18 protein-coding genes are annotated in these 21587 nt (G+C 72.4%); 4 read left to right on the top strand and 14 right to left on the bottom strand.

Annotated elements, in window-relative coordinates; genetic code table 11:
- Window positions 1–948 (bottom strand): class I SAM-dependent methyltransferase (locus MSA03_RS02095; RefSeq protein WP_147049451.1); only part of this gene is annotated, 948 nt, incomplete at its 3' end.
- Window positions 945–2216 carry a DUF4921 family protein gene (locus MSA03_RS02090; RefSeq protein WP_276523460.1) on the bottom strand — a complete coding sequence of 424 codons (1272 nt, stop codon included), beginning with the start codon at window positions 2214–2216 and terminating at the stop codon, window positions 945–947. The genes MSA03_RS02095 and MSA03_RS02090, both read right to left, overlap by 4 nt.
- A 62-nt stretch (window positions 2217–2278) precedes the next feature.
- Between MSA03_RS02090 and MSA03_RS02085 the strand changes: the two genes are divergently transcribed.
- On the top strand, window positions 2279–2965 hold the full coding sequence (locus MSA03_RS02085; protein ID WP_174799831.1) for an NAD-dependent deacylase: 687 nt from the start codon (window positions 2279–2281) through the stop codon (window positions 2963–2965).
- Window positions 2966–3001: 36 nt separating this feature from the next.
- Entirely contained in the window at window positions 3002–3382 is a 381-nt protein-coding gene (locus tag MSA03_RS02080; RefSeq protein ID WP_147049449.1) for a DoxX family protein, read from the top strand.
- Here the strand turns inward: MSA03_RS02080 and MSA03_RS02075 are convergent.
- The 10 genes from MSA03_RS02075 to MSA03_RS02030 all read right to left on the bottom strand — a co-directional run bounded on the left by MSA03_RS02075 (window position 3379) and on the right by MSA03_RS02030 (window position 14556).
- Window positions 3379–4647, bottom strand: coding sequence for a sugar ABC transporter permease (locus tag MSA03_RS02075; RefSeq protein ID WP_147049448.1), 1269 nt, complete (start codon window positions 4645–4647; stop codon window positions 3379–3381). The two genes, MSA03_RS02080 and MSA03_RS02075, sit on opposite strands and share 4 nt — an antisense overlap.
- A 2-nt stretch (window positions 4648–4649) precedes the next feature.
- The gene (locus tag MSA03_RS02070; protein WP_147049447.1) at window positions 4650–5438 is read right to left on the bottom strand and encodes an ATP-binding cassette domain-containing protein; all 789 of its coding nucleotides are present in this window, start codon (window positions 5436–5438) and stop codon (window positions 4650–4652) included.
- Window positions 5439–5533: 95 nt separating this feature from the next.
- Window positions 5534–6622 carry a sugar ABC transporter substrate-binding protein gene (locus MSA03_RS02065; RefSeq protein ID WP_147049446.1) on the bottom strand — a complete coding sequence of 363 codons (1089 nt, stop codon included), beginning with the start codon at window positions 6620–6622 and terminating at the stop codon, window positions 5534–5536.
- A 154-nt stretch (window positions 6623–6776) separates the two neighbouring features.
- Window positions 6777–7985 (bottom strand): sugar ABC transporter permease, encoded by a 1209-nt coding sequence (locus tag MSA03_RS02060; RefSeq protein WP_218028788.1) that lies wholly within the window; start codon window positions 7983–7985, stop codon window positions 6777–6779.
- Window positions 7982–8806, bottom strand: a complete 825-nt coding sequence (locus MSA03_RS02055) for an ATP-binding cassette domain-containing protein (protein ID WP_081782698.1) — start codon at window positions 8804–8806, stop codon at window positions 7982–7984. The genes MSA03_RS02060 and MSA03_RS02055 overlap by 4 nt, the downstream gene beginning before the upstream one ends.
- Before the next feature lie 64 nt (window positions 8807–8870).
- Window positions 8871–9917 carry a sugar ABC transporter substrate-binding protein gene (locus tag MSA03_RS02050; protein WP_147049445.1) on the bottom strand — a complete coding sequence of 349 codons (1047 nt, stop codon included), beginning with the start codon at window positions 9915–9917 and terminating at the stop codon, window positions 8871–8873.
- On the bottom strand, window positions 9914–11101 hold the full coding sequence (locus MSA03_RS02045; RefSeq protein WP_028495118.1) for an ROK family transcriptional regulator: 1188 nt from the start codon (window positions 11099–11101) through the stop codon (window positions 9914–9916). The genes MSA03_RS02050 and MSA03_RS02045 overlap by 4 nt, the downstream gene beginning before the upstream one ends.
- Window positions 11102–11145: 44 nt before the next feature.
- On the bottom strand, window positions 11146–12534 hold the full coding sequence (locus MSA03_RS02040) for an MFS transporter (RefSeq protein ID WP_147049444.1): 1389 nt from the start codon (window positions 12532–12534) through the stop codon (window positions 11146–11148).
- A 131-nt stretch (window positions 12535–12665) separates the two neighbouring features.
- Window positions 12666–13544 carry an NYN domain-containing protein gene (locus MSA03_RS02035; RefSeq protein WP_147049443.1) on the bottom strand — a complete coding sequence of 293 codons (879 nt, stop codon included), beginning with the start codon at window positions 13542–13544 and terminating at the stop codon, window positions 12666–12668.
- A 28-nt stretch (window positions 13545–13572) separates the two neighbouring features.
- The gene (locus MSA03_RS02030; RefSeq protein ID WP_028495121.1) at window positions 13573–14556 is read right to left on the bottom strand and encodes a Gfo/Idh/MocA family protein; all 984 of its coding nucleotides are present in this window, start codon (window positions 14554–14556) and stop codon (window positions 13573–13575) included.
- 67 nt (window positions 14557–14623) lie between these two features.
- On the opposite strand from MSA03_RS02030, the gene MSA03_RS02025 reads away from it, so the two are divergent.
- Both MSA03_RS02025 and MSA03_RS02020 read left to right on the top strand, forming a co-directional pair.
- The gene (locus MSA03_RS02025; protein ID WP_147049442.1) at window positions 14624–15976 is read left to right on the top strand and encodes a M20/M25/M40 family metallo-hydrolase; all 1353 of its coding nucleotides are present in this window, start codon (window positions 14624–14626) and stop codon (window positions 15974–15976) included.
- A gap of 9 nt (window positions 15977–15985) precedes the next feature.
- A complete protein-coding gene (locus MSA03_RS02020; RefSeq protein WP_371863050.1) occupies window positions 15986–16702 on the top strand; it encodes an L-ribulose-5-phosphate 4-epimerase in 717 nt (238 codons plus the stop codon).
- A gap of 6 nt (window positions 16703–16708) precedes the next feature.
- Here the strand turns inward: MSA03_RS02020 and MSA03_RS02015 are convergent, their stop codons facing one another.
- Window positions 16709–17662, bottom strand: a complete 954-nt coding sequence (locus MSA03_RS02015) for a quinone oxidoreductase family protein (protein WP_147049441.1) — start codon at window positions 17660–17662, stop codon at window positions 16709–16711.
- An 18-nt stretch (window positions 17663–17680) separates the two neighbouring features.
- Window positions 17681–21553: an ATP-dependent RNA helicase HrpA gene (gene hrpA / locus MSA03_RS02010; protein WP_147049440.1), complete on the bottom strand. Its 3873-nt coding sequence runs from the start codon at window positions 21551–21553 to the stop codon at window positions 17681–17683.
- Window positions 21554–21587: the final 34 nt, after the last annotated feature.

The following is a 21587-nucleotide window of genomic DNA, read 5'->3' as shown; positions in this document are numbered from 1 at the left end:
GAGCCGGTCGGTGACGGCGGAGCCGCTGTGGAACGGCGGGTTCAGCGCGATGAACGACGCGCTGCCGTCGGGTCGGCGCGCGAGGGCATCGTCGCGCACGACCGTGATACGGTCGGCGACCTCGCTCGCGATCGCGGTCTCGCGAGCGGAGCGGACGGCCGCGGCGGACTGGTCGCTCGCGTAGACGAAGGCGGACGGATGCCGCAGGGCGAGGTGCGTCGCGACGGCGCCGCTGCCGCACGCGAGGTCGATGAGCGGGTCGTCGGCCGAGCCGCCGGAGAGGTCGGCCGGGAGGTGCGCGAGCAGGAGGCGCGTGCCGATGTCGAGCCCGGCACCGGCGAACACGCCGCCGTAGGCGCGGAGGAAGAGATCGCCCTCCTGCGCGGCGGCGGCGACGGGGTCGGCTCCCCCGGTCGGCGCGGTGGCGATGAGGACGCGGGACTTCTGCCGCGCGTGGGTGACGTCGACCCGCGCGAAATGCGCGCCGAGCACGTCGTTCATCGCGAGCGTCATGTGCTTGATGCGCCCGCCGGCGAAGACCCGTACGGCGGGGTCGGCGTGCGCGGCGACGAGACCGGCGATGTCGCGGAGGGCATCGAGGGACCGGGGCAGGCGCAGCAGCACGACGCGCGCGCCGGCCACGAGCTCGGCCGTCAGGGGGAGCGGGGTCGTGCGGCCGGCGAGACCGAGGCGGTCGGCGTTCGCGGCGAGGGCGCGCTCGCCCAGCAGCGCATCCTGGTGCACGCGGACGCGCTCGGCCCCGTCGGCGACGGCGCCCAGCGCGAGCGCGCCGTACGCGTCGCCGACGACGACGACCTCGTCCGGCCCCGCTCCGGCGCGCGCCGCCGCCGACTCGTCGAGGATCAGCCGGTCCGCGGCATCCACCGCCGCGAGATCCGGCGCCTCGACGTCCGGCCAGCGGCGCAGCTGCTCGAAGGGGATGCTCATTCGTCGTCGTCCCCGTCGTCCGCGTAGCGCAGCCGTGCGTCGGCGGCGTCGCACTCGTCGCCGATCCGGATGCCGTCCGCCAGGCGCCCCTCGGCGCGCAGCTGTGCGAGGGCGGCGACGGCGCGCCGTCGCAGCTCCCACGGGTCGATCGTGTTGACGTACACCTTCGTGCCGCCCTCGAAGCCGGCGGGCGTGGAGATCCGCCATTTCAGGACCACGCGCCAGGGCATCGGCCACGGTGCGCCGGGCGGCCGGTAGTGCCACTCCTCGTTCGTCGGCACGTGGACGCCGGTCGCGGCGTGCAGCGCGTGCACGAGGTCGGAGACGGCGCGGATGCCGGCATCCGAATGCTGCTGCGGCAGGTTCGCGGCGCTCGTGGAGAACACCTCGAACGCGGGATAGCGGTGTCCGATGCCCGCGAACGCGACGGCGCCGTCGTTCGCGGCCACGACGAGCCGCTCCGCGACGGCGAGGTCGGCGATCTCGTGCTGGTAGAGGCGCCGATCGGATGCCAGCATCCGCAGTTCGCGGTCGACCTGCGGGCCGGACTCGTCGATCGCGACGAGCTGCTTGTGCAGATGCTCGAAGGAAGCCCCGGCGGGGCGGAGCCAGTTCTGGAAGACGGCGACGTACGCGGCGTGCGGCTGCGCGGACTGGATCTCCGCGAGCGAGCGGACGGTGAAGGCCATGTAGGCGGCGTGCTCCCCGGGGGTCAGCGCGCCGGAGGAGACGAGCTGATCGTCGGTCTCGGCGCCGTCGACGACGTGGCGGCGCGCGACCACGACGTCGTGCGAGCCGCCGAGGAGGTCGAGGGCGGCCTCCTCGATCGAGGTCGCCTCGCCGGAGGCCTGCGCCCGGATGGCGGCGAGCCGCTCGATGTGGGCGCGCCCCACCGGGTCGGAGAGGTACGCGCGGGCCCACTCGAACACCGAGGCGGGCTGGCGGAAGCCGTGGTTCTCCCGCCAGTACTCCGCCGAGACGATCTCGAACAGGTTGCCGAAGCGGCGGAACTCGGCGACCGTGTCGCCGAGCTCCGCGGCGGGGACGCGGCGAAGCTCGGTGAAGTCGGGGCCGACGAGCCGCGCCTTCTCCGGCGTGGTCTCCAGCTGCCGGTCGGCGCAGAACCCGCACAGCCGGTGCTCCTCACCGCGCGCCAGGCGGCGGGGTGCGGCGGGCGGCACGTCGATGGGCCGTCCGGCGCGGCCGGGGACCGTCCAGACGCGGGTCCCCGTCAGGGGACCGACCTGTTTCACGGTGCCGTCCGGCATCCGCACGATCGCCCGTGCTTCGCTCACCTCGCCAGCCTACTCAGCCCGGCACAATGGACGGCATGCGCATCGTCGTGCTCACGGGGGCGGGCATCTCCGCGGAGAGCGGGGTGCCGACCTTCCGCGACGCGGACGGCCTCTGGGAGGGGCACCGCGTCGAGGACGTCGCGACGCCCGAGGGGTTCGCGCGGGATCCGGACCGGGTGCAGCGCTTCTACGACGAGCGGCGCCGCGCCCTGGCGGCCGTCGAGCCGAACGCCGCCCACCGGGCGCTCGCGCGGCTGGAGGGCGCGCTCGGCGACGATGTCCTGGTCGTGACCCAGAACGTCGACGACCTGCACGAGCGCGCCGGGTCGGTGAACCTCGTGCACATGCACGGCGAGCTGCGCCGTGCCCGGTGCGCGGCGTGCGGGGCGCGGCCCGCGTGGGAGGGCGATCTCGTCGGGCGGCCCGCGTGCCCGGCGTGCGGGCGCCGGGAGCTGCGGCCGGATGTCGTGTGGTTCGGCGAGCTGCCGTACGAGCTCGACCGCATCGAGAGCGCCGTCCTGGCGTGCGATGCGTTCGCCGCGATCGGGACCTCCGGCGCCGTCTATCCGGCCGCCGGCTATGCCGCGCTGGCGGCGGCGTTCGGCGCGCGGACGATGGAGCTCAATCTCCTGCCGACGGCCGCGGACGTGCCGTTCGACGAGGTGCGCGCCGGCCCCGCGAGCGTGATCGTCCCGCGCTGGGTCGATGACCTCCTGTCCTGACCGCCGCCGCGGCGCGGCGTGACCCATACTCGGATGATGAAGACCACCGCTCGCTGGATCCTCGCCGCCGCCATGATGTTCGCCGGAACCAGTCACCTGTTCTGGGCCGGCGAGGAGTTCCAGGCGCAGGTCCCGGATCTCGTCACGGAGGTCCTCCCGATCGACAAGGACGCCGTGGTCGTGGCGTCCGGCGCCGTGGAGATCATGCTGGGCGCCGCGCTCATCGCGCTGCCGAAGGAGCGCCACCGCGTCGGCGCGATCCTCGCCGCGTTCTTCGTCGCGATCTTCCCCGGCAACATCGCGCAGGCCCTCGGCAAGCGGAAGGGCTTCGGCCTCGACGACGACCGGGCGCGGTTCGTCCGCCTCGCGTTCCAGCCCGTCCTCGTGGCCTGGGCGCTGTGGAGCACGCGCCGTTAGGTGCGGATACCGCCGCCGCGCAGCCGCGAGACGGCATCCACCGTCGCCGCGAGGATGAGGACGCCGCCCGTGACGATGAGGTAGACGCCCGCGTCCAGGCGCAGGAGCGCCAGGCCGTTGATGATCGTCGCGATCATGAGCGCCCCGATCGCGGCATGCACGAGCCGGCCGCGTCCGCCGAAGAGGCTGACGCCGCCGACGACGGCCGCCGCCACGCCGGAGAGGACGATGTCGCGTCCGGCCGCGCCGTCCACCGACCCCAGGCGCGTCTGCGCGAAGAGGCCCGCCACGACGGCGAGGCCGGAGCAGATCACGAAGCAGCCCCACTTCACCCACCGCACCTTGATGCCCGCGCGGCGCGCCGCCTCGGCGTTGCCGCCGATCGCGTAGACGTAGCGTCCGAACGTCGTCCGGTCGAGCACGAACGTGCCGACCCACAGGATCGCCAGGACGATCGGCACGATGATCGGCACGCCCTCGATCGGGATGACCGACTGCGAGCGGTTGAGGTTGAGGATCGCCACGGCGATGCCGCCGAGGATCGCGATCGCGGCGAGCTTGATCCACACGAGAGAGATCGCCCGGTTGGGGACACCGGCGCGCGTGCGGCGGCGACGGTCCCAGAACGACATGCCGCCGGAGATCGCGAGGATGACGGCGAGCATGACCCAGCCGCCCCAGACGGGGAGCCGGCCGTTCTGCAGGGCGATGAGCTCCGGCGCGTTGATCGGATACAGCCCGCCGGCGCCGATGATGAGGAGCGCCAGACCCTGATAGCCGAGGAACAGCCCCAGCGTGACGACGAACGACGGGATGCCGACCCGCGCGACGAGGAAGCCGATCAGCGCGCCGGTCGCGAGGCCCACACCGAACCCGATCAGGAGGGCGAGCGGCCACGGGTAGCCCTGCTTGACGTTGAGCACGACGAAGGTCGCCATCGCGACGCCGCCCGTGACGCCGGCGGACAGGTCGATCTCGCCGAGCAGCAGCACGAACACGAGCGCCATGCCCAGGACGACGAGCGGCGCCGCCTGGTTCATGAGGTTCGCGAAGTTGATGGGCGTGAGGAAGAACCGGTTCAGAATGCCGAACAGGATGACGAGGACGATGAGACCGGCGATCGCGGGGAGAGCGCCCATCTCGCCGCCGCGCACGCGCTGCAGCCACGCGCCGATCTGATCGCCGAGCCCGCCTTCGACGCCGGAGCCGATCGCGTCGCCGGCGAGCGGGTCGGGCCCCGCCGCCGTCCGGGTGCTGGTGTCCACGCTCACAGGTCGCCTCCGGTCGGGATGGTGCTGGTGCCGACGAGTTCGACGCCGGGCGGGGTCTTGGTTCCGGTGATGTAGCCGACGATCTCGTCGCGGTCGGTCTCCGCGGTCGGGACCTGCGCGACCATCTGGCCGAGATAGAGGACGGCGATGTCGTCCGCGACGGCGAAGACGTCCGCGAGGTTGTGGCTGATCAGCACGACCGCGACGCCCTGCTCGGACAGCCGGGTGACGAGGTTCAGCACCTGCTCGGTCTGCGCGACGCCGAGCGCGGCGGTCGGCTCGTCGAGGATCACGACCCGCGCCTTCTTCAGGACGGCGCGCGCGATCGCGACGGTCTGGCGCTGCCCGCCGGAGAGGCTCGAGACCTTCTGCCGGACGGACTTGACGGTGCGCACGGAGAGCGAGCGCAGCGTGTCGGACGCGTCGCGCTCCATACGGCCCTCGTCGAAGGTGCCCCCGGAGGTCTCCTCCCGGCCGAGGAACATGTTCTGGACGATGTCGAGGTTGTCGCACAGCGCGAGGTCCTGGTAGACGACCTCGATGCCGAGGTGGGACGCGTCGCGCGGCGTGTGCAGGACGGCGGGCTCCCCGTCGAAGAGGACCTCGCCCTCGTCGTAGGGCTGGACGCCCGCAAGGCCCTTGATGAGGGTGGACTTGCCGGCGCCGTTGTCGCCGACGAGCGCGGTGACCCTGCCGGGGTGGACCTTGAGGCCCACGCCGCGGAGGACGCTGACCGGACCGAAGGACTTCTTCACGTCCCGCAGTTCGATGATCGGTTGTGTCATGTTCGCTTCCTTGCGCTGGATGGTGTGCCCTCTGCACCGGTGCGCGCGTGGGGCGCCGCGTCGGTGAGGACGCGACGCCCCGGCGCCGGGACGGGTTACTCGACCCCGAACTCCGCGCACTTGTCGGCCATGCTGACCCCGGCGATGTCGCCGGAGCAGATCTCCGACGCGGACGCGTCACCGGCGGCGACGACATCCTTCACCTGCTCCGGACCGACCAGCTGAGGCGTGACGGCGATGTAGGGCGTGCCGTCCTCGAGCTCCTGGTCGGCGGTCGGCGTCTCGCCCTTCAGCAGGGCGACGGCGATCTCGACGGCCTTGTCGGCCTCGAGCTTGACCGGCTTGTAGACCGTCGCGGTCTGCCAGCCGGCGAGGATGTTGCGGAGCCCCTCGAGGTTCGCATCCTGACCGGAGACGGCCACTCCCGTGATGCTCTTGTCCTGCAGGACCTTGATGACGCCGTCGGCGTTGGTGTCGTTGGCCGCCCACACGCCGTCGACCTTTCCGTCGTTGGCCGTGAGCGCCTGCTCGAAGTTGGTCTGGGTGACGCCACCGTCCCAGACGCCCTTGGGCTCGGCGACCGCCTTGACGCCCGCCGCCTCCATGACCTCGACGGCGCCGTCGTGGAACATCTTCGCGTTGCCGTCGGTCGGGTCGCCGCCCATGTAGAACACCTGCGCCGTCTTCGGGTCCTTGCCGGCGGCCTCGAGGCCGTCGAGCACCGTCTGGCCCTGCAGGCGACCCACCTCGACGTTGTCGAAGGACACGTAGTAGTCGGCGCCCTCGAACGGGCGGTCGTACGCGATGACCGGGATGCCCTGGCCCTTGGCCTTGGCGGCGACGCCCTTGGCCGCGCCGTTGTAGTCGACGAGCAGCATGACGCCGCAGCCCTGCGTGAGCTGCTGGTCCGCGATCGTGGCGTACTTCGAGGCGTCACCCTGGGCGTTCTGGATGTCGACGTCGAAGCCGGCGCCCTCCAGGCCCTCCTGCAGGTACTTGCGGTCGAAGTTCTCCCAGCGCGGCGAGGACGCGGCGTCGGGCAGGATCACGCAGGCGCGCTGCGCGTCAGCGGGCTCTTCGGGATCGCCGCTGCCGGTGGGGGTCGTGCTGCCGGAACAGCCGGCCAGGAGGAGGGCCGCGGCGCTGCTGAGGGCAGCCACCGCGAGCAGGGAGCTCTTCTTCATGATTCGCCTTTCGTCATCGAATTGCGTTCGGCTAGTGCACCATCGCGCTGTGGATGATCATTCATCCGTTCACGTCTTGTCGTCAAGACTTGAACATAACGGATTGGCATCCGTGCCGAGACGTCCGCGACGTGGATACCGGGTCGGTGCCGCCTCAGGCTCGTCCGGCGGCCACCCGCGTGCGGCGGGAGAGCGAATCGACCGTGACGGCGAGGACCAGCACCACGCCCGTGACCATGAACTGCACCGAGGAGTTGAGGTTCAGCAGGGTCAGTCCCGACGAGATCGACTGGATGACGATGACGCCGAGGAGCGCCGCGAAGGCCGTGCCACGGCCGCCGAAGAGCGACGCTCCGCCGATGACGGCGGCCGCGATGGCGTTGAGGTTCGTGTCGCCCGCGCCGGAGCTCTGATTGGCTGCGGCGAGCCGGGCGGCGGCGAGCACGCCGCCCACGGCGGCCAGGCTCGAGCACAGGGCGAACACCGAGAGGTAGATCCGCTCGACGCGGATGCCGGCACGCCGGGCCGCCTCGACGGAGCCGCCGACCGCATAGACGGCGCGCCCCCAGCGGGTGCGCGTCAGGGCGAGGTGCAGCAGCACGACGAGGGCGAGGAAGAGCAGGAACATGACCCCGACGCCGCGGGACTGGTTGAGGTACCACGCGGCGGGGAGCAGGACGGCGAGCAGCAGTGCCCCGCGCAGCGCGATGGCCCGGTAGCTCTGGCTGTCGAGGTTCGCCGCCGCCCGCCGCCGCGACCGCCCGGCGAGCGTCCAGGCGAACGCGGCGGTCGCCGCGACGACGAGCGCGTACGAGGCCCAGTCCGGCAGGAAGGCGTGCTGGGCGAACTGGACGATCCACGAATCGAACGGGAGGTTGATCGATCCGGCATCCCCGAGCACCCACAGCTGCAGGCCCAGGAAGCCCAGGAGCCCCGCGAGGGTGATGACGAAGCTCGGCAGCCCGAACCGCGTGTACAGCAGCCCGCACAGGATGCCGACGACGCACCCCGCGGCGACGGCGATGAGCACGGCGACCAGGAGCGGCCAGCGCAGCTGCACGAACGCGACGGCGAGGATCGCGGCGGCGAGCCCGGACACCGACCCGACCGACAGGTCGATCTCGCCGAGGAGCAGCACGACGACGATGCCGAGCGCGATCGTGCCGATCGCGGCGCACTGCATCGTCAGGTCGACGAGATTGCGGCTGGAGAGGAACACCGGGTTCAGGATCTGGAAGACGGTCCAGATGAGGGCGAGGCCCACGATGACGGGGAGCGCGCCGAGGTCACCGCCGCGGACGCGGCCCCACACCCGGACCGCCGCGGCGCGGACGCCTTCGCGCTCCGGCTCGTCGAGGCTCACGGGGCGCCGCCGTCCGGGCGGCGACGGCCCCGCGGGGTCAGCGGGGTCACGGTGGCGTCCGTCGTCGTCGCCGGCTCCTCGCGCCGCAGCGCCTGCCTCCGGCTGACGGAGTTGTCCACCGCGCCCGTGATCGCCGCGATGAGCAGCTCGCTCGTCACGTCCGCCGCGTGATACTCGCCGTTGTTGCGCCCGAGCCGCAGCACGACGACGCGGTCCGCCACCGCCATGACGTCGGCCATGTTGTGGCTGATGAGCACGACCCCGTGCCCGCGTTCGCGGAGCCGCTCGATGAGGTTCAGGACCTCGGCGGTCTGCGCGACGCCGAGCGCGGCGGTCGGCTCGTCCAGGATCACGACGCGCGGCTCCCCGACGAGGGACCGCGCGATCGCGACGGTCTGCCGCTGTCCGCCGCTGAGCGAGGCGACCGGGGTCCGGACGGAGGGGATCTTCGCGGCGAGTTCGCGCAGCAGCGCCCACGTGCGCTGCTCCATGCCGACCTCGTCGAGCCGGCCCTCGGTCGTGAGCTCGCGCCCGAGCCAGAGGTTCGCGACGACGTCGAGGTTGTCGCACAGGGCGAGGTCCTGGAACACCGTCGCGATGCCGAGTTCCTGCGCGTCGGCGGGGCTCGTGATGTGGACGGGGTCGCCGTCGAAGAGGATCTCGCCGGCATCCGGGGGGTGCACCCCCGCGAGGACCTTCACGAGCGTCGACTTGCCGGCGCCGTTGTCGCCGACGAGCGCGACGACCTCGCCCTCGCTGACCCAGAAGTCGACGTCGGTGAGGGCCTTCACGGCGCCGAAGTGCTTGTCGATGCCGCGCATGGTCAGGACGCGGTCGCGGGGTCGGCCGCTGCGCGGCGGGGTCACGGTGCTCAGCGTCGGATCCTCACTGGAGGCCGGCGGCGGCGCACGCGGCCGCGTAGTCCGGCGTACAGATATCCTCGACGCTCCAGAACCCGTCCGCAACGACGGTGTCGAGGATATCGGCGACGGTGACCGCGACGGGGGTCAGCAGCGTCGCGGGCGTCCCGTCGACCTCGATCTCCCCGGTCACCGTGCGCCCGTGCAGGAGGTCGACGGCGACCTCGGCGGCGCGCTCCGCCTGCGGCTTCAAAGCCTTGTAGACCGTCATGTACTGGTCTCCGGCCACGATCCGCTGCAGCGCCGACAGCTCGGCATCCTGTCCCGTCACGACGGGGAACGGGGAGACGTCGGCCGCGCGCAGCGCCGCTACGGCGCCGCTGGCGGTGCCGTCGTTGGCGGCGTAGACGCCGGCGATGTCGGCGCCGTACTGCGAGATCTGGCCCGCGACCCAGGACTGGGCCTTGTCGGGGCTCCAGTCCGGGGTGTCGTACTCGGCGAGGACGCGCAGCCCGCTCTCGTCGAGGATGCGCCGCGCGCCGGCGCGGAAGAGGGCCGCGTTGCTGTCGGTGGGGGAGCCGTTGACCATGAGGATGCCGGCATCCGCCTGCCCCCGGTCGGCGAGCGCCGTGACGAGGGCGGTGGCCTGCAGCTCGCCGACCCGCTCGTTGTCGAAGGAGATGTAGTACGCCAGGCCTCCGCCGGAGATGAGGCGGTCGTACGCGATGACCGGGACGTCCTGGGCCCGGGCGGCGGCGACGATCGTCGCCGCGGCGCGCGCGTCGACCGGGTCCAGGACGAGCACCTCGGCGCCGGCCGCGAGGGCGGACTCCGCCTGCTGCTGCTGGCGCGCGGCATCCTGGTCGGCGTTGGCGTAGAGCACGTCGTAGTCGCCGAGCTCGGCGACCCGCGCCTCGAAAAGGGGGCGGTCGAACGTCTCGTAGCGGGCGGTCTTCTTGTCCGGCAGGAGCATCGCGATGGGGCCGTGCGCGCTCGTGGAACCGGGGACGCAGGCGGTGAGCGCGCCCGCGAGGACGCACAGCCCGAGCAGCAGGATCGGCAGGCGCCTCATGCCGTGATGGACAGGACGTCGGCGTCGACGCGGACGTGGTCCAGGGCCGTCGCGATGGCGCCGCGGCACTCGGCCCATTCGCCGAAGGACGCGCCGACGATCTCGGGCAGGCCGCCGGTCGCGGCGAGGGCGGAGCGCTCCAGCGCATGCCGCATCGGCGCCATGAGGATCTCGCCGGCCTGCGCGAGCTCGCCGCCCACGACGATGAGCTCCGGGTCGAAGAGGTTGCAGAGGCTCGCCGCCGCGATGCCGATGTGCCGGCCCGCATCGGCGATCACCCGCTGCGCACCGCCCACGCCGTCCTCGGCCGCGGCGATGAGGTCGCCCAGTCGCTGCATCCCCTCGCTCTCCGGGAAGAGGGCGAGCAGCGCGGGACCCGCGGCGTACGTCTCGAGGCAGCCGCGGTTGCTGCACCGGCAGAGCGGGCCGTTCTCGTCGATCGTGACGTGGCCGATCTGCCCCGTCTTGCCGCTCGCCCCGCGGAAGAGGTCGCCGCCGACGATGAGGCCCGCGCTGATCGTGTGCCCGACGCGGATGTAGACGGAGGACGACGCGCTGCGACCGCTGCCCTCGCGCGCCTCGGCGAGGCCGCCCAGATTGGCCTCGCTGTCGACGTAGACGGGCCGGTCGATGCGGGCGCTGAGGCTTTCGGCGATGTCGATGCCCTCCCAGCCGGGCAGGAGTCCCGGCGTGGAGACCATCCCGGTGCGCGGGTCGATCGGGGCGGGGACGGCGAGCCCGACGGCGAGGAGGTCGGCGAGCGTGCCGCCGAGGGTGTCCATCATGTCGCCGAGGATGATGCTCAGGCGGTCGAGTTCGGCGTCATGGCGGTGACCCGGCGCGAGCGGCACGGTGTTCTCGGCGACGATCGTGCGCGTCGCATCGGCGATCGCGATGCGCAGCTGACGGCTGGAGAAGTGCACGCCCGCGACGAGGCCGACCTGCCGGGCGAAGGAGACGAGGGTCGCGCGGCGGCCGCTGCGCGACGTGAAGGACGTGTGCAGGATGCCGGATGCCGTGAGCTCCTTGACGATGTTCGACACCGTCGCGGGCGAGAGCCCGGTGTTCCCGGCCAGCTCGATCTGGGTCAGCCGCCCATGGCGCTTGAGCGAATCGAGCAGGCGGGCTCGGTTCGCCTCTCGCAGCGAGGACTGCGATCCGGGTGGGGTGCTCCGGCGTACCACGATCGCCACTGTACCCGTTCGCACCCCACCCGGCCCCCTGTTCGTCAGCGCGTGCGGGCGACGGTGACCGTGCCGGTCTCCTCGTCCAGGCGCGCGCGGTCGACCTCGTCGACGTCGTGCAGCGAGATGCCCCGCGTCTCGCGCAGCGAGATGACGGCCACGAACGTGATGGCGGCGGCGATCGCGAGGTAGATCGCGATCGGCACCCAGCTCCCGAAGCCCTGCAGCAGCGCGGTGGCGATGACGGGCGCCAGCGAGCCGGCGACGATCGACGTCACCTGGTAGCCCAGCGAGACGCCGGAGTACCGCATCCGGGTCGGGAACATCTCCGACATGATCGACGGCTGCGGCGCGTACATGAACCCGTGGATGACGAGACCCAGGCAGATCGCCAGGATGATGATCAGCGGCTCCTTCGTGTTGAACATCGGGAACGCGATGAAGCCCCACCCGGCGGCGAGGATCGTGCCGATCATGTACACGGGGCGCCGGCCGATCCGGTCGGTGAGCCCGCCGAGGAGCGGCACGACGATCATGTGCACGATGTGCGCGATGACGAGCCAGCTGAGGATGGCGGTGGTGTCCATCTCGAGCGCGAGCTTGAGGTAGGTGATCGAGAACGTCACGACGAGGTAGTACATGATGTTCTCCGCGAACCGCAGGCCCATGGCCGTGATGACCAGGCGGGGGTAGCGGCGGAGCACCTCGAAGACGCCCACGCGCACCTCGGGGCGCTGCGCGACCTCCTGCTTGGACTGCTCGAAGATCGGGGCATCCGTGATGCGGGTGCGGACGTAGTACCCGATGGCGACGATGACGACCGACAGCCAGAAGCCGATGCGCCAGCCCCACGAGAGGAAGTCCTCGGCGGAGAGCACGCTGTTGAGCACGAGGAGCACGATCGTGGCGAGCAGGTTCCCGATCGGGACGGCGGCCTGCGGCCAGGATGCCCAGAAGCCGCGGCTGTGGTCGGGGGAGTGCTCCGCGACGAGCAGGACGCCGCCGCCCCATTCGCCGCCGACCGCGAAGCCCTGCGCGAAGCGGAGCACGACGAGGAGCACGGTGGCCCAGATGCCGATCTGGTCGTAGGTGGGCAGGCATCCCATGAGGAAGGTGGCGACGCCGACCAGGATGATGGCCAGCTGAAGCAGCTTCTTCCGGCCGTACTTGTCGCCGAAGTGGCCGAAGACGATGCCGCCGAGCGGACGCGCGACGAAGCCGACGGCGTAGGTGAGGAAGGCCTGGATGACGGGCGTGTACGGGTTGTCCGCCGGCGGGAACATGATCAGGTTGAACACGAGCGTCGCCGCGGTGGCGAAGAGGAAGAACTCGTACCATTCGACGACGGTGCCGGCCATCGATGCGGTGACGACGCGGCGCAGACCCGAGTCCTTGGACCGGGGATTCTGTGCGGTGGGGGTGGCAGATGCCATGGCGCTGTTACCTCCTTGTAGAGCGCGGAATACGGCAGGGGGCTGCCGCGCGCCAGGAACGCTACCTGAGAGTTGATTCAGGTACAAGGAGGGTCTGTGCACAGAGAGTGTGCGTTCACGCACACCGCGTTTCAGGCGGGGTCGGCGGGATCCGTCCGCAGCCGGACGCGCACGATGTTCGTGGACTCGTCGAGTTCGGCGACCGTCGGGTGCGCCTTGACGAAGTCGGAGAAGGAGCGGTGCCCGAGGGCCTTCTCGCTGAACGACGGGTCCATGCGCTTGAGGAGGTTCTTGACGGCCGAGAGGTGCACCCAGTCCTCGTCGGTGCGCTCCTGCTCGAGGCGCAGCGCGCGGCCCAGCAGCTCGGGGGTCGGGTCGTCGGCCTTCTTCGCGCGTCGCCGACCCGTCGTGGTCGCCGTCTCCGCCTTCTTCTCCGTCACGGGCGCGGAGACGCCGGGAAGGCCGTCGTAGGAGTCGAACTGGTCGCACGCCGCCGCGAGCGACTTCGCGGTCGAGCCGGCCACGCCCACACCGACGACGAAGCGCCCGAGCCGCTTGCAGCGCTGCGCGAGCGGCACGTAGTCACTGTCGCCGCCGACGATCACGACGTGCGTGAGGTCGGGCAGGCGGAACATGTCCTCGACGGTGTCCACGGCGAGGCGGATGTCTGCGCCGTTCTTCGCGTACGCGGCGGCCGGGAACAGCTGCACGAGGTCGACGGCGCGTGCGACGACCTGCGGCCGGTACACGGCGTTGACGGGGGAGGACCAGTCGGCGTACGCGCGGGTGAGCACGAGCGTGCCGAACGAGGCGGCGTAGTCGATGATCGCGCCGACGTCGATCATGGCCGCGGAGAGGCGCTCCGCGATCTCCGGCTCCGCGGGGTTCTCCGCGATGCGCTGGCGATCGCGGGAATAGGAGTTTCGACCGTGCACGCGGTCGTACCAGGACATGACGATGTTGTCGAAGTCGAGGTAGACGGCGACGCGGGGGTTCTGCAGGTCGGGCATCTCCCCAGTGTGTCAGTCCCGGGGGCGCTCAGCGCTCCTTCGGGTAGGTCACGCCGACCTGTGCGCGCACCTCGTCGAGGGTGCCCATGATCAGCACGCTCTGCTCGAAGGTCAGCAGGTCGCTGTCGGTGCGGCCGTCGGCGATGATCTGCTCCGCGGCGAGGGCCTGGTACTGCATGCCGCGCCCGTCGACCTCGGAGCGGTACTCCTCCCGCACGGTGCCGTCCGGGGCGATGAGCCGGAACGATGTCGGCGTGTACCAGACGCTGTCGATCTCGATCCGGGCCTCCGTGCCGATCAGGTGCGCGGTGTTCGGCCCGGCGGCGCGGGAGGAGGTGAGGAGCGAGGAGACCGCTCCCGACGCGTGCGTCAGGGCGATCGAGACCTCCGTGTCGGCGCCCGTCTCGCCGAGGCGTCCGAGCGCGCGCACCTCGACGGGTGCGCCGAGGATGTCCCACGCGAACGACACCGGGTAGATCCCGAGGTCCAGGAGCGCTCCGCCGCCCAGCTCGAGCGCGTTCAGGCGGTGGGCGGGGTCGGCGGAGATCTGCTGCGTGTGGTCGGCGGCGAGCGCCCGCACCTCGCCGAGCGCGCCGGAGCGCACGAGCTCTCGGATGCGGATCATGTGCGGCAGGTAGCGGGTCCACATCGCCTCCATGGCGAGCAGTCCCCGACCGGCGGCGACGTCGCGGATGGCGGCGGCCTCATCGGCGTCCAGGGTGACGGGCTTCTCGATCAGCACGTGCTTGCCGGCCTCGAGCGCGGCGACGGCGGGCTCGAGGTGATGGCTGTGCGGTGTGGCGATGTAGAGGATGTCGACCTCGGGGTCGGCGATGAGGTCCGCATACGAGCCGTGGGCGCGCGGGATGCCGAACTCGTCGGCGAAGGCCTGCGCCGACGCGGTGCTGCGCGAGCCGACCGCGGCGACGTCGAGGCCCGCGGTGCGCAGGTCGGAGGTGAAGGCGTGGGCGATGCCGCCCGTGGCGAGGATGCCCCAGCGAAGTCCGGTCATGGCCCGAGCCTAGCCGGGCCCGGGATGCGTCTCGGCGCCGTGCGCGGCCGGGTCGTAGGCTCGGGGCGTGGCACCCGAGAACACGACCGACCCCGCGGCCTCCGTCGCGCGCTTCCGCGAGCTCCTGCGCATCCCGACCGTCTCGGATGCCGACGACAGTCGCACCGATCCCGCGCCGTTCGACGAGTTCCACGCGGCCCTCGCGCGCCTCTACCCGGGCCTGCACGGGGTGCTCGAGCGGGAGGTCGTGGCGCGGCACTCGCTCCTCTACCGCTGGCGCGGGACGACGGACGGCGATCCCCTCGTCCTCGTGGCCCACATCGACGTCGTGCCCGTCGTCGAAGCCGAGTGGGATCACCCGCCCTTCGCCGCTGAGCTCATCGGCGCCGGCGCCGACGCCGCGATCCACGCCCGCGGAGCGATCGACGACAAGGGGTCGCTCGTCGCGATCCTCGAAGCGGTCGAACAGCTCGTCGCGGAGGGCTTCACCCCGGTCCGCGACGTCTACCTCGCGTTCGGGCACAACGAGGAGACGGCCGGCGACGGTGCGCAGCAGATCGTGGCCGTGCTCGAACGCCGCGGCGTCCGCCCCGCACTCGTGCTCGACGAGGGCGGCGCCGTCGTCGACGGCGTCGTCCCCGGGGTCGCCGTGCCGACCGCGATGGTCGGGGTCGCCGAACGCGGCGTCATGACCCTGCTGCTGACGGCCCGCGAGGCCGGCGGGCACGCCTCGACGCCCCCGGCGACCCCCGCGACGGCGCGCCTCGCCCGCGCGATCGACCGGCTGCACCGGCATCCGTTCCCCACCCGGATCGCCCCGCCCGTCCGCGCCCTGTTCGCCACGATCGCCCCGTACGCGCAGCCGCCGCTGCGCTGGGTGTTCGGCAACCTGGCCGTCACGGGCCCGCTGCTGGCGAAGGTGTTCCCGCACCTGGGGCCGGAGATGAACGCGATGGTCCGCACGACCGCGGTCGCCACGTCGCTCTCCGGGGCCCCCGGGGAGAACGTCCTCGCGACGACGGCGCAGGCGGCCGTCAACATCCGCCTCCTCACCGGCGACACCGTCGCGTCCGTCACGGCCCGCGTCCGCCGGGTCGTCGCCGATCCGGAGGTGGAGATCGAGGTGCGGCACGCATCCGACCCGTCGCCGGTGTCGCCGTGGAAGGGAGAGGCGTGGCGGCGCATCGCGTCCGCCGTCGCCGAGGGCCTCTCCGGAGACATCGTCACGACCCCGTACATCCAGCTGGGCGCGAGCGACAGCCGATGGTTCACGCGGATCAGCGGGCACGTCTACCGCTTCACCCCGTTCCATCTCACCCGGTCCGAGCGCGATGCGCTGCACGCGCACAACGAGCGCATCCGCGTCGAGGTGTGGCTGCGCGGCATCGGGTTCTACCGCGCACTGCTCCGCGCGAGCTAAGGTGGCGATGTGACCGGTAACATCATTGATTCCGCCCGCATCGCCTCGGCGATCGAGACCGTGCGCCGCGACGTCGCGGCGCTGCACGGGGAGCTCGTGCGCTCCGGGCTCGTCGTGTGGACCGGCGGCAACGTCTCGGGCCGTGTTCCCGGCGCCGACCTCTTCGTCATCAAGCCGTCCGGTGTCTCGTACGACGACCTGGCGCCGGAGAACATGATCCTCTGCGACCTCGACGGCAACGTCATCCCCGGCACGCCCGGCAGCGAGCGGTCGCCGTCGAGCGACACCGCCGCCCACGCGTACGTGTACCGGCACATGCCCGAGGTCGGCGGCGTCGTGCACACGCACTCCACCTACGCCGTCGCATGGGCCGCGCGCGGCGAGGAGATCCCGTGCGTCATCACGGCGATGGCCGACGAGTTCGGCGGACCCATCCCCGTGGGACCGTTCGCGATCATCGGCGACGACTCGATCGGCCGCGGCATCGTCGAGACGCTGAGCGGCCACCGCTCGCCCGCCGTCCTCATGCAGAACCATGGCCCGTTCACGATCGGCCGGACCGCGAAGGATGCCGTGAAGGCGGCCGTCATGCTGGAGGACGTCGCGCGCACCGTGCACATCGCCCGGCAGGGCGGCACGGTGGTCCCGATCCCGCAGGAGAAGATCGACGCCCTCTACGACCGGTACCAGAACGTCTACGGCCAGCCCGCGGACGACCGGGACTGAGCCGGCTCAGGGCAGCAGCACGACCTTCCCGTCCACCCCCGCCTCCACGAGAAGGTGCGCCGCGGCGGCGTCGGCGAGCGGCAGCCGGGGGCCGACCTCCACGGCGAAGCGGCCCGCCGCCATGAGATGCAGGGCCACCGGGATCGCCTCGGCGCGCCACGCCTGCTCCTGCGCGTTCAGGGGGCGGGGGCTCCCGCCCAGGAACGCGCGGATGCCGAGGCCGGCGGCGTCCTTGCCGCGGACGAGGGTCACGATGCGGTGCCGGTCGGCGACGAGGTCGAGGGAGGTCTGGATCGCCTCGTCGGTGCCGGCGATGTCGATGACGGCGGTGACCCCGCCGGGCGCCGCCGCGCGCACCCGCTCAGTGAGCGTGCCGCCCTCCGGGTCGTCGTAGCGCAGGGCGGTGCCGCCGAGCGCCGTCACCCGCTCCGCACGGCGGGTGCTCGTCGTCGCGAGGACCGTGACCCCCCACAGGACGGCGAACTGGATGACGGCCTGACCCACGGAGCCGGACCCGCCGTGCACGAGCAGCGTGTCGCCCGCGCGCACGTCGAGGGAGCGCAGCGTCTGGTAGGCCGTGCCGATCGGGACGCCGAGCGCGGCGCCCTCGGCCGCGGACACCTGCGGAGGGCGCGGCGCGAGCTGGGCGGCGGGGACGACGATGTCGGAGGCGTAGACGCCGGCGGCACCGAAGACGACGACCTCGTCGCCGGCGCGGAAGCCCTCGACGTCCGCGCCGACGGCCGTGACGACACCCGCGCCGTCGCTGCCGACGCGGCGCGGATCCGTGATGGGTCCGGACGCACGGGCGCCGGAGCGCAGCTTGTGGTCGAGCGGATTGACGCCCGCCGCCGTGACGCGCACCGCGACCTCGTCCGCCGCGGGTGCGGGCACCTGGATCTCGGTGAGGGTGAGGACCTCGGGTCCTCCGAACGCGGTGTAGGTGATCGCCGTCGCCATGGCGGGTCCTCTCGGTCGTCAGTCCTTGCCGGACAGGGCCTTCGTGATGCGCTGGATCGACACCGGCTGCGCCGTGCCGAGCTGCTGCGCGAACAGGCTGACACGGTACTCCTCGAGAAGCCAGCGCGCGGCGTGCAGGGTCGCAGGGGCGTCCGGGTCGAGCGGGATCGTGCCGCCGGCATCCGTGTAGAGAGCGGCGGCGCGTTCGTACTCGGTCTGCCGCTGCCGGTCGCGGCCAGGGTTGTCGCCGAGCCCGCGGACACGCTCGAGCGCCCCCTGCAGATACCGGGGCAGGTGCGCGAGCCGCGCCGTGCCGGTCCGGGAGAGGAAGGCGGGATGCAGCAGGCCCGCGACCTGCGCCTTCACATCGCCGAGGGCGGAGAGGAGCGTCATCGAGTTCTGCGCGCGGACGGCCCGGTCGACGTCACGCTGCAGCGTGAGGATGCGGGCGGCCAGTGACACGGTCCGGAACAGGTCGTTGACGATCACGGCCGACAGGCGGTCGCGGGTGGCCTCGAAGGCGGCGGTCGTGCGCACCTCGGCTCCCGCCAGGACGGCGTCGGCGACGGCGACGCGGGCGTCCTCGATGAGCGCCTTCGCGGACGGGTAGGGAGAGGTCGCGAGGGCGAGCTTCTCCGCCGCGGTGAGGTGCTCGAGCACGTACGCGGCGGGCGAGGGGACGGCCAGCAGCAGGAGGCGGCGGACGCCGTCGTGCGAGAGGCGCGCGGCGCGCTCGGCCGTCGCCTCGATCCGCAGGGCGACGCCTGCGCCCTCGTCGACGAGGGCCGGGTAGCCGCGGACGACGCCGCCGGCGACCTTCGTGTCGACGACGGCGGGGAGGTCGCCGACGTCCCATGTCGTCACGCCCGAGCGCTCCAGCGGCGCGGCGGCCGCCGGTGCCGCGGGTGAGGGTCGCGCGGTCCGCGCCGGGGCGCTCAGCGACCGCGCGACGGATTCCCGCGCGCGACCGGACAGCCGGTCCTGCAGTTCGCGGAGGTCCCGCCCGGAGCCGACGGCGCGCCCGCGCTGGTCGACGGCGCGGAACGAGACCATCAGGTGCGGGGGCACGCGGGAGAGGTCGAAGTCGGCCGCCGACACGCGCTGGTTCGCGACCGGCTGGATGCGGGCGGCGAGGGCCTCGAGGAGACTGGCCGGGGGAAGCCCGTCGTGCGACTCCGGACCGGCGCCGGCGAGCTCGTCGCCGAGCTTGGCGGCCCAGTCCGCGGCCGGGACGACGTGCCGGCGGATCGCCTTCGGCAGCGCCCGGAGGAGCGCTGTGATGAGCTCGCCGCGGAGTCCCGGCACCTGCCAGTCGAAGCCATCCGGGCGCAGCTGGGCGAGGAGGGCGAGCGGCACGACGACGCTGACGCCGTCGTCCGGCGCTCCCGGCTCGAACCGGTAGGCCAGGGAGAGCACCTGATCGCCCTGCGTCCAGCGGGTCGGGAAGTCGCGCTCGTCCGCGCGGGAGGCGTCGTCGATGAGGTCGGCCGCGGTCATGTCCAGGAGCCGCGGCGTCCGCGCCGAGGTCTCCCGCCACCACGTCTCGAAGGACCGGACGTCGAAGACGTCGCGGGGCACCCGCGCGGCGTAGAACGCGTACACGGCCTCGTCGCCGACGAGGATGTCGCGTCGGCGCTCCCGCTCCTCGACCTTCTCCAGGTTCCGGCGGAGCTCGAGGTTCCGGCGCTCGAACGCCGTCAGCTTCTTGTCCAGGTGGTGCGTGTTCCACTCGCCGTCGACGAGCGCGTGCCGCAGGAACAGCTCACGGGCGAGGTCCCGGTCGATCCGCGCGAGCTGCACGCGGCGGCGCGGGATGATCTCGACCCCGAAGAGCGTGACCTTCTCCGCGGCGACGGCGGCGCCGGCATCCTTCGACCAGTGCGGGTCGCTGATGCTGCGGTGCGCGAGGTCGCCGGCGAGCTCCTCGGCCCACGCCGGGTCGATCGCGGCGACCGTCCGGGCGAACAGGCGCGAGGTCTCCACGAGCTCGGCCGCCATGACGGCATCCGGTGACGCCTTCCGCAGCCCCGAGCCGGGGAAGATCGCGAACCTCCCCCCGCGCGCGCCGCGGTACTCCGCGAGGGGCCGCCGCTTCGGATCGGGCTTCGCGCCACCGGTCTTCCCGGCGCTGCGCGTGTCGAGGATGCCGATGTGCGAGAGCAGCCCGGAGAGGATCGCGCGGTGCACGGCGGCCGGGTCGGCGGCGGCCCCCTCCGTCGTGGCGCTCCGCCGCTCCCCGTCGCGCCCGCCGCGACGCTCCCCGCTCAGCTGGCGCAGCTGGCGGTGCACGTCGAACCACTCCCGCACCCGCACGTAGTTGAGGTGCTCCGCGCGGCACAGGCGCCGGAAGGCGCTCGAGCCGAGTTCGGCCTGCTGCTCCTGCAGGTGGTTCCACAGGTTCAGCAGCGTGAGGAAGTCGCTCGTCGGGTCGGTGAACCGGGCGTGGAGGCGGTCGGCCTCCTCGCGTCGCTCCTCGGGGCGCTCCCGGACGTCCTGGATCGAGAGCCCGGCGACGATCGCGAGGACGTCGGGAGTGACGTTCAGGCGCCGCGCCTCCAGCAGCATCCGGGCGAACCGCGGGTCGATGGGGAGGCGCGCGATCTCCCGGCCCATCTTCGTCAGCTTCGGGGTCGAGCCGCCGGTGATCGCCTGCAGCTCGGTGAGGAGTTCGAGCGCCGCCTTGACGCCGCGGGAGTCGGGCGGGGTGAGGAAGGGGAACTCCGAGATGTCGCCGAAGCCGAGCGCGAGCATCTGCAGGATGACGGAGGCCAGCGATGTGCGGAGGATCTCCGGCTCGGTGAACTCCGGCCGGGCAGCGAAGTCCTCCTCGGCGTAGAGGCGGATGGCGATGCCGGGCGAGGTGCGCCCCGCGCGGCCGGAGCGCTGCTGCGCCGACGCCTGCGAGATCGCCTCGATCGGGAGCCGCTGGATCTTCGAGCGTGCGCTGTACCGCGAGATGCGCGCGGTGCCGGCGTCGACCACGTATCGGATGCCGGGGACGGTGAGGCTCGTCTCGGCGACGTTCGTCGCGAGGATGATGCGGCGGCGGACGCCCCGCACGGTCGACGGCTCGAACACGCGGTGCTGCTCGGCGGCGGAGAGCCGGCCGAACAGGGGCAGGACCTCGGTGGGCCGCGCGTCCTTCGCGTACCGGCCGCGGACGGCATCCATCGCGTCGCGGATCTCCGCCTCGCCGGGCAGGAAGACGAGTACGTCGCCGTCGGACTCGCGGTCGAGCTCCCCGAGCGCGCCGAGCAGGGCATCCACGTCGTCGTCTGTGTCGTCGTGCGCGCGGTAGCGGATCTCGACGGGGTAGGTCCGGCCGGACACCTCGATGACCGGGGCGGGCGTGCCGTCGGGCGCGGCGAAGTGGCGCGCGAAGCTCTCCGGGTCGATCGTCGCGGACGTCACGATGACCTTGAGGTCGGGGCGCTCGGGGAGGATCCGCGAGAGGTACCCGATGAGGAAGTCGACGTTGAGCGAGCGCTCGTGCGCCTCGTCGATGATGATCGTGTCGTAGCGGCGCAGCAGCCGGTCGCGGTGGATCTCGTTGAGGAGGATGCCGTCGGTCAGCAGCGCGACCTTCGTGTCGGCGGAGACCTGGTCGGTGAAGCGGACCTTGAAGCCCACGGTCGAGCCGAGCGGCACATCCATCTCCTGCGCGATGCGCTCGGCGATCGTCCGGGCGGCGATGCGGCGCGGCTGCGTGTGCGCGATGGACTGCCGGCCGAGCTCGAGGCAGATCTTCGGCAGCTGCGTCGTCTTGCCCGACCCCGTGGCGCCGGCCACGATGACGACCTGGTGCTCCGCGATGGCGCGCGCGATCTCCTCCCGCGCGGCGCTGACGGGCAGCTCCGGCGGGTAGAGGATGCGGGGTTCCGGCGCGGGCATAGCGTTCCATCGTATGACGGTCCGGGCCGCGGCC

The sequence above is a fragment of the Microbacterium saccharophilum genome (assembly GCF_007992455.1).
Taxonomy (GTDB): Bacteria; Actinomycetota; Actinomycetes; order Actinomycetales; family Microbacteriaceae; genus Microbacterium; species Microbacterium saccharophilum.
Note: the sequence above shows the minus strand (reverse complement) of the source record. Positions and strands in the feature narration are given on the sequence as shown.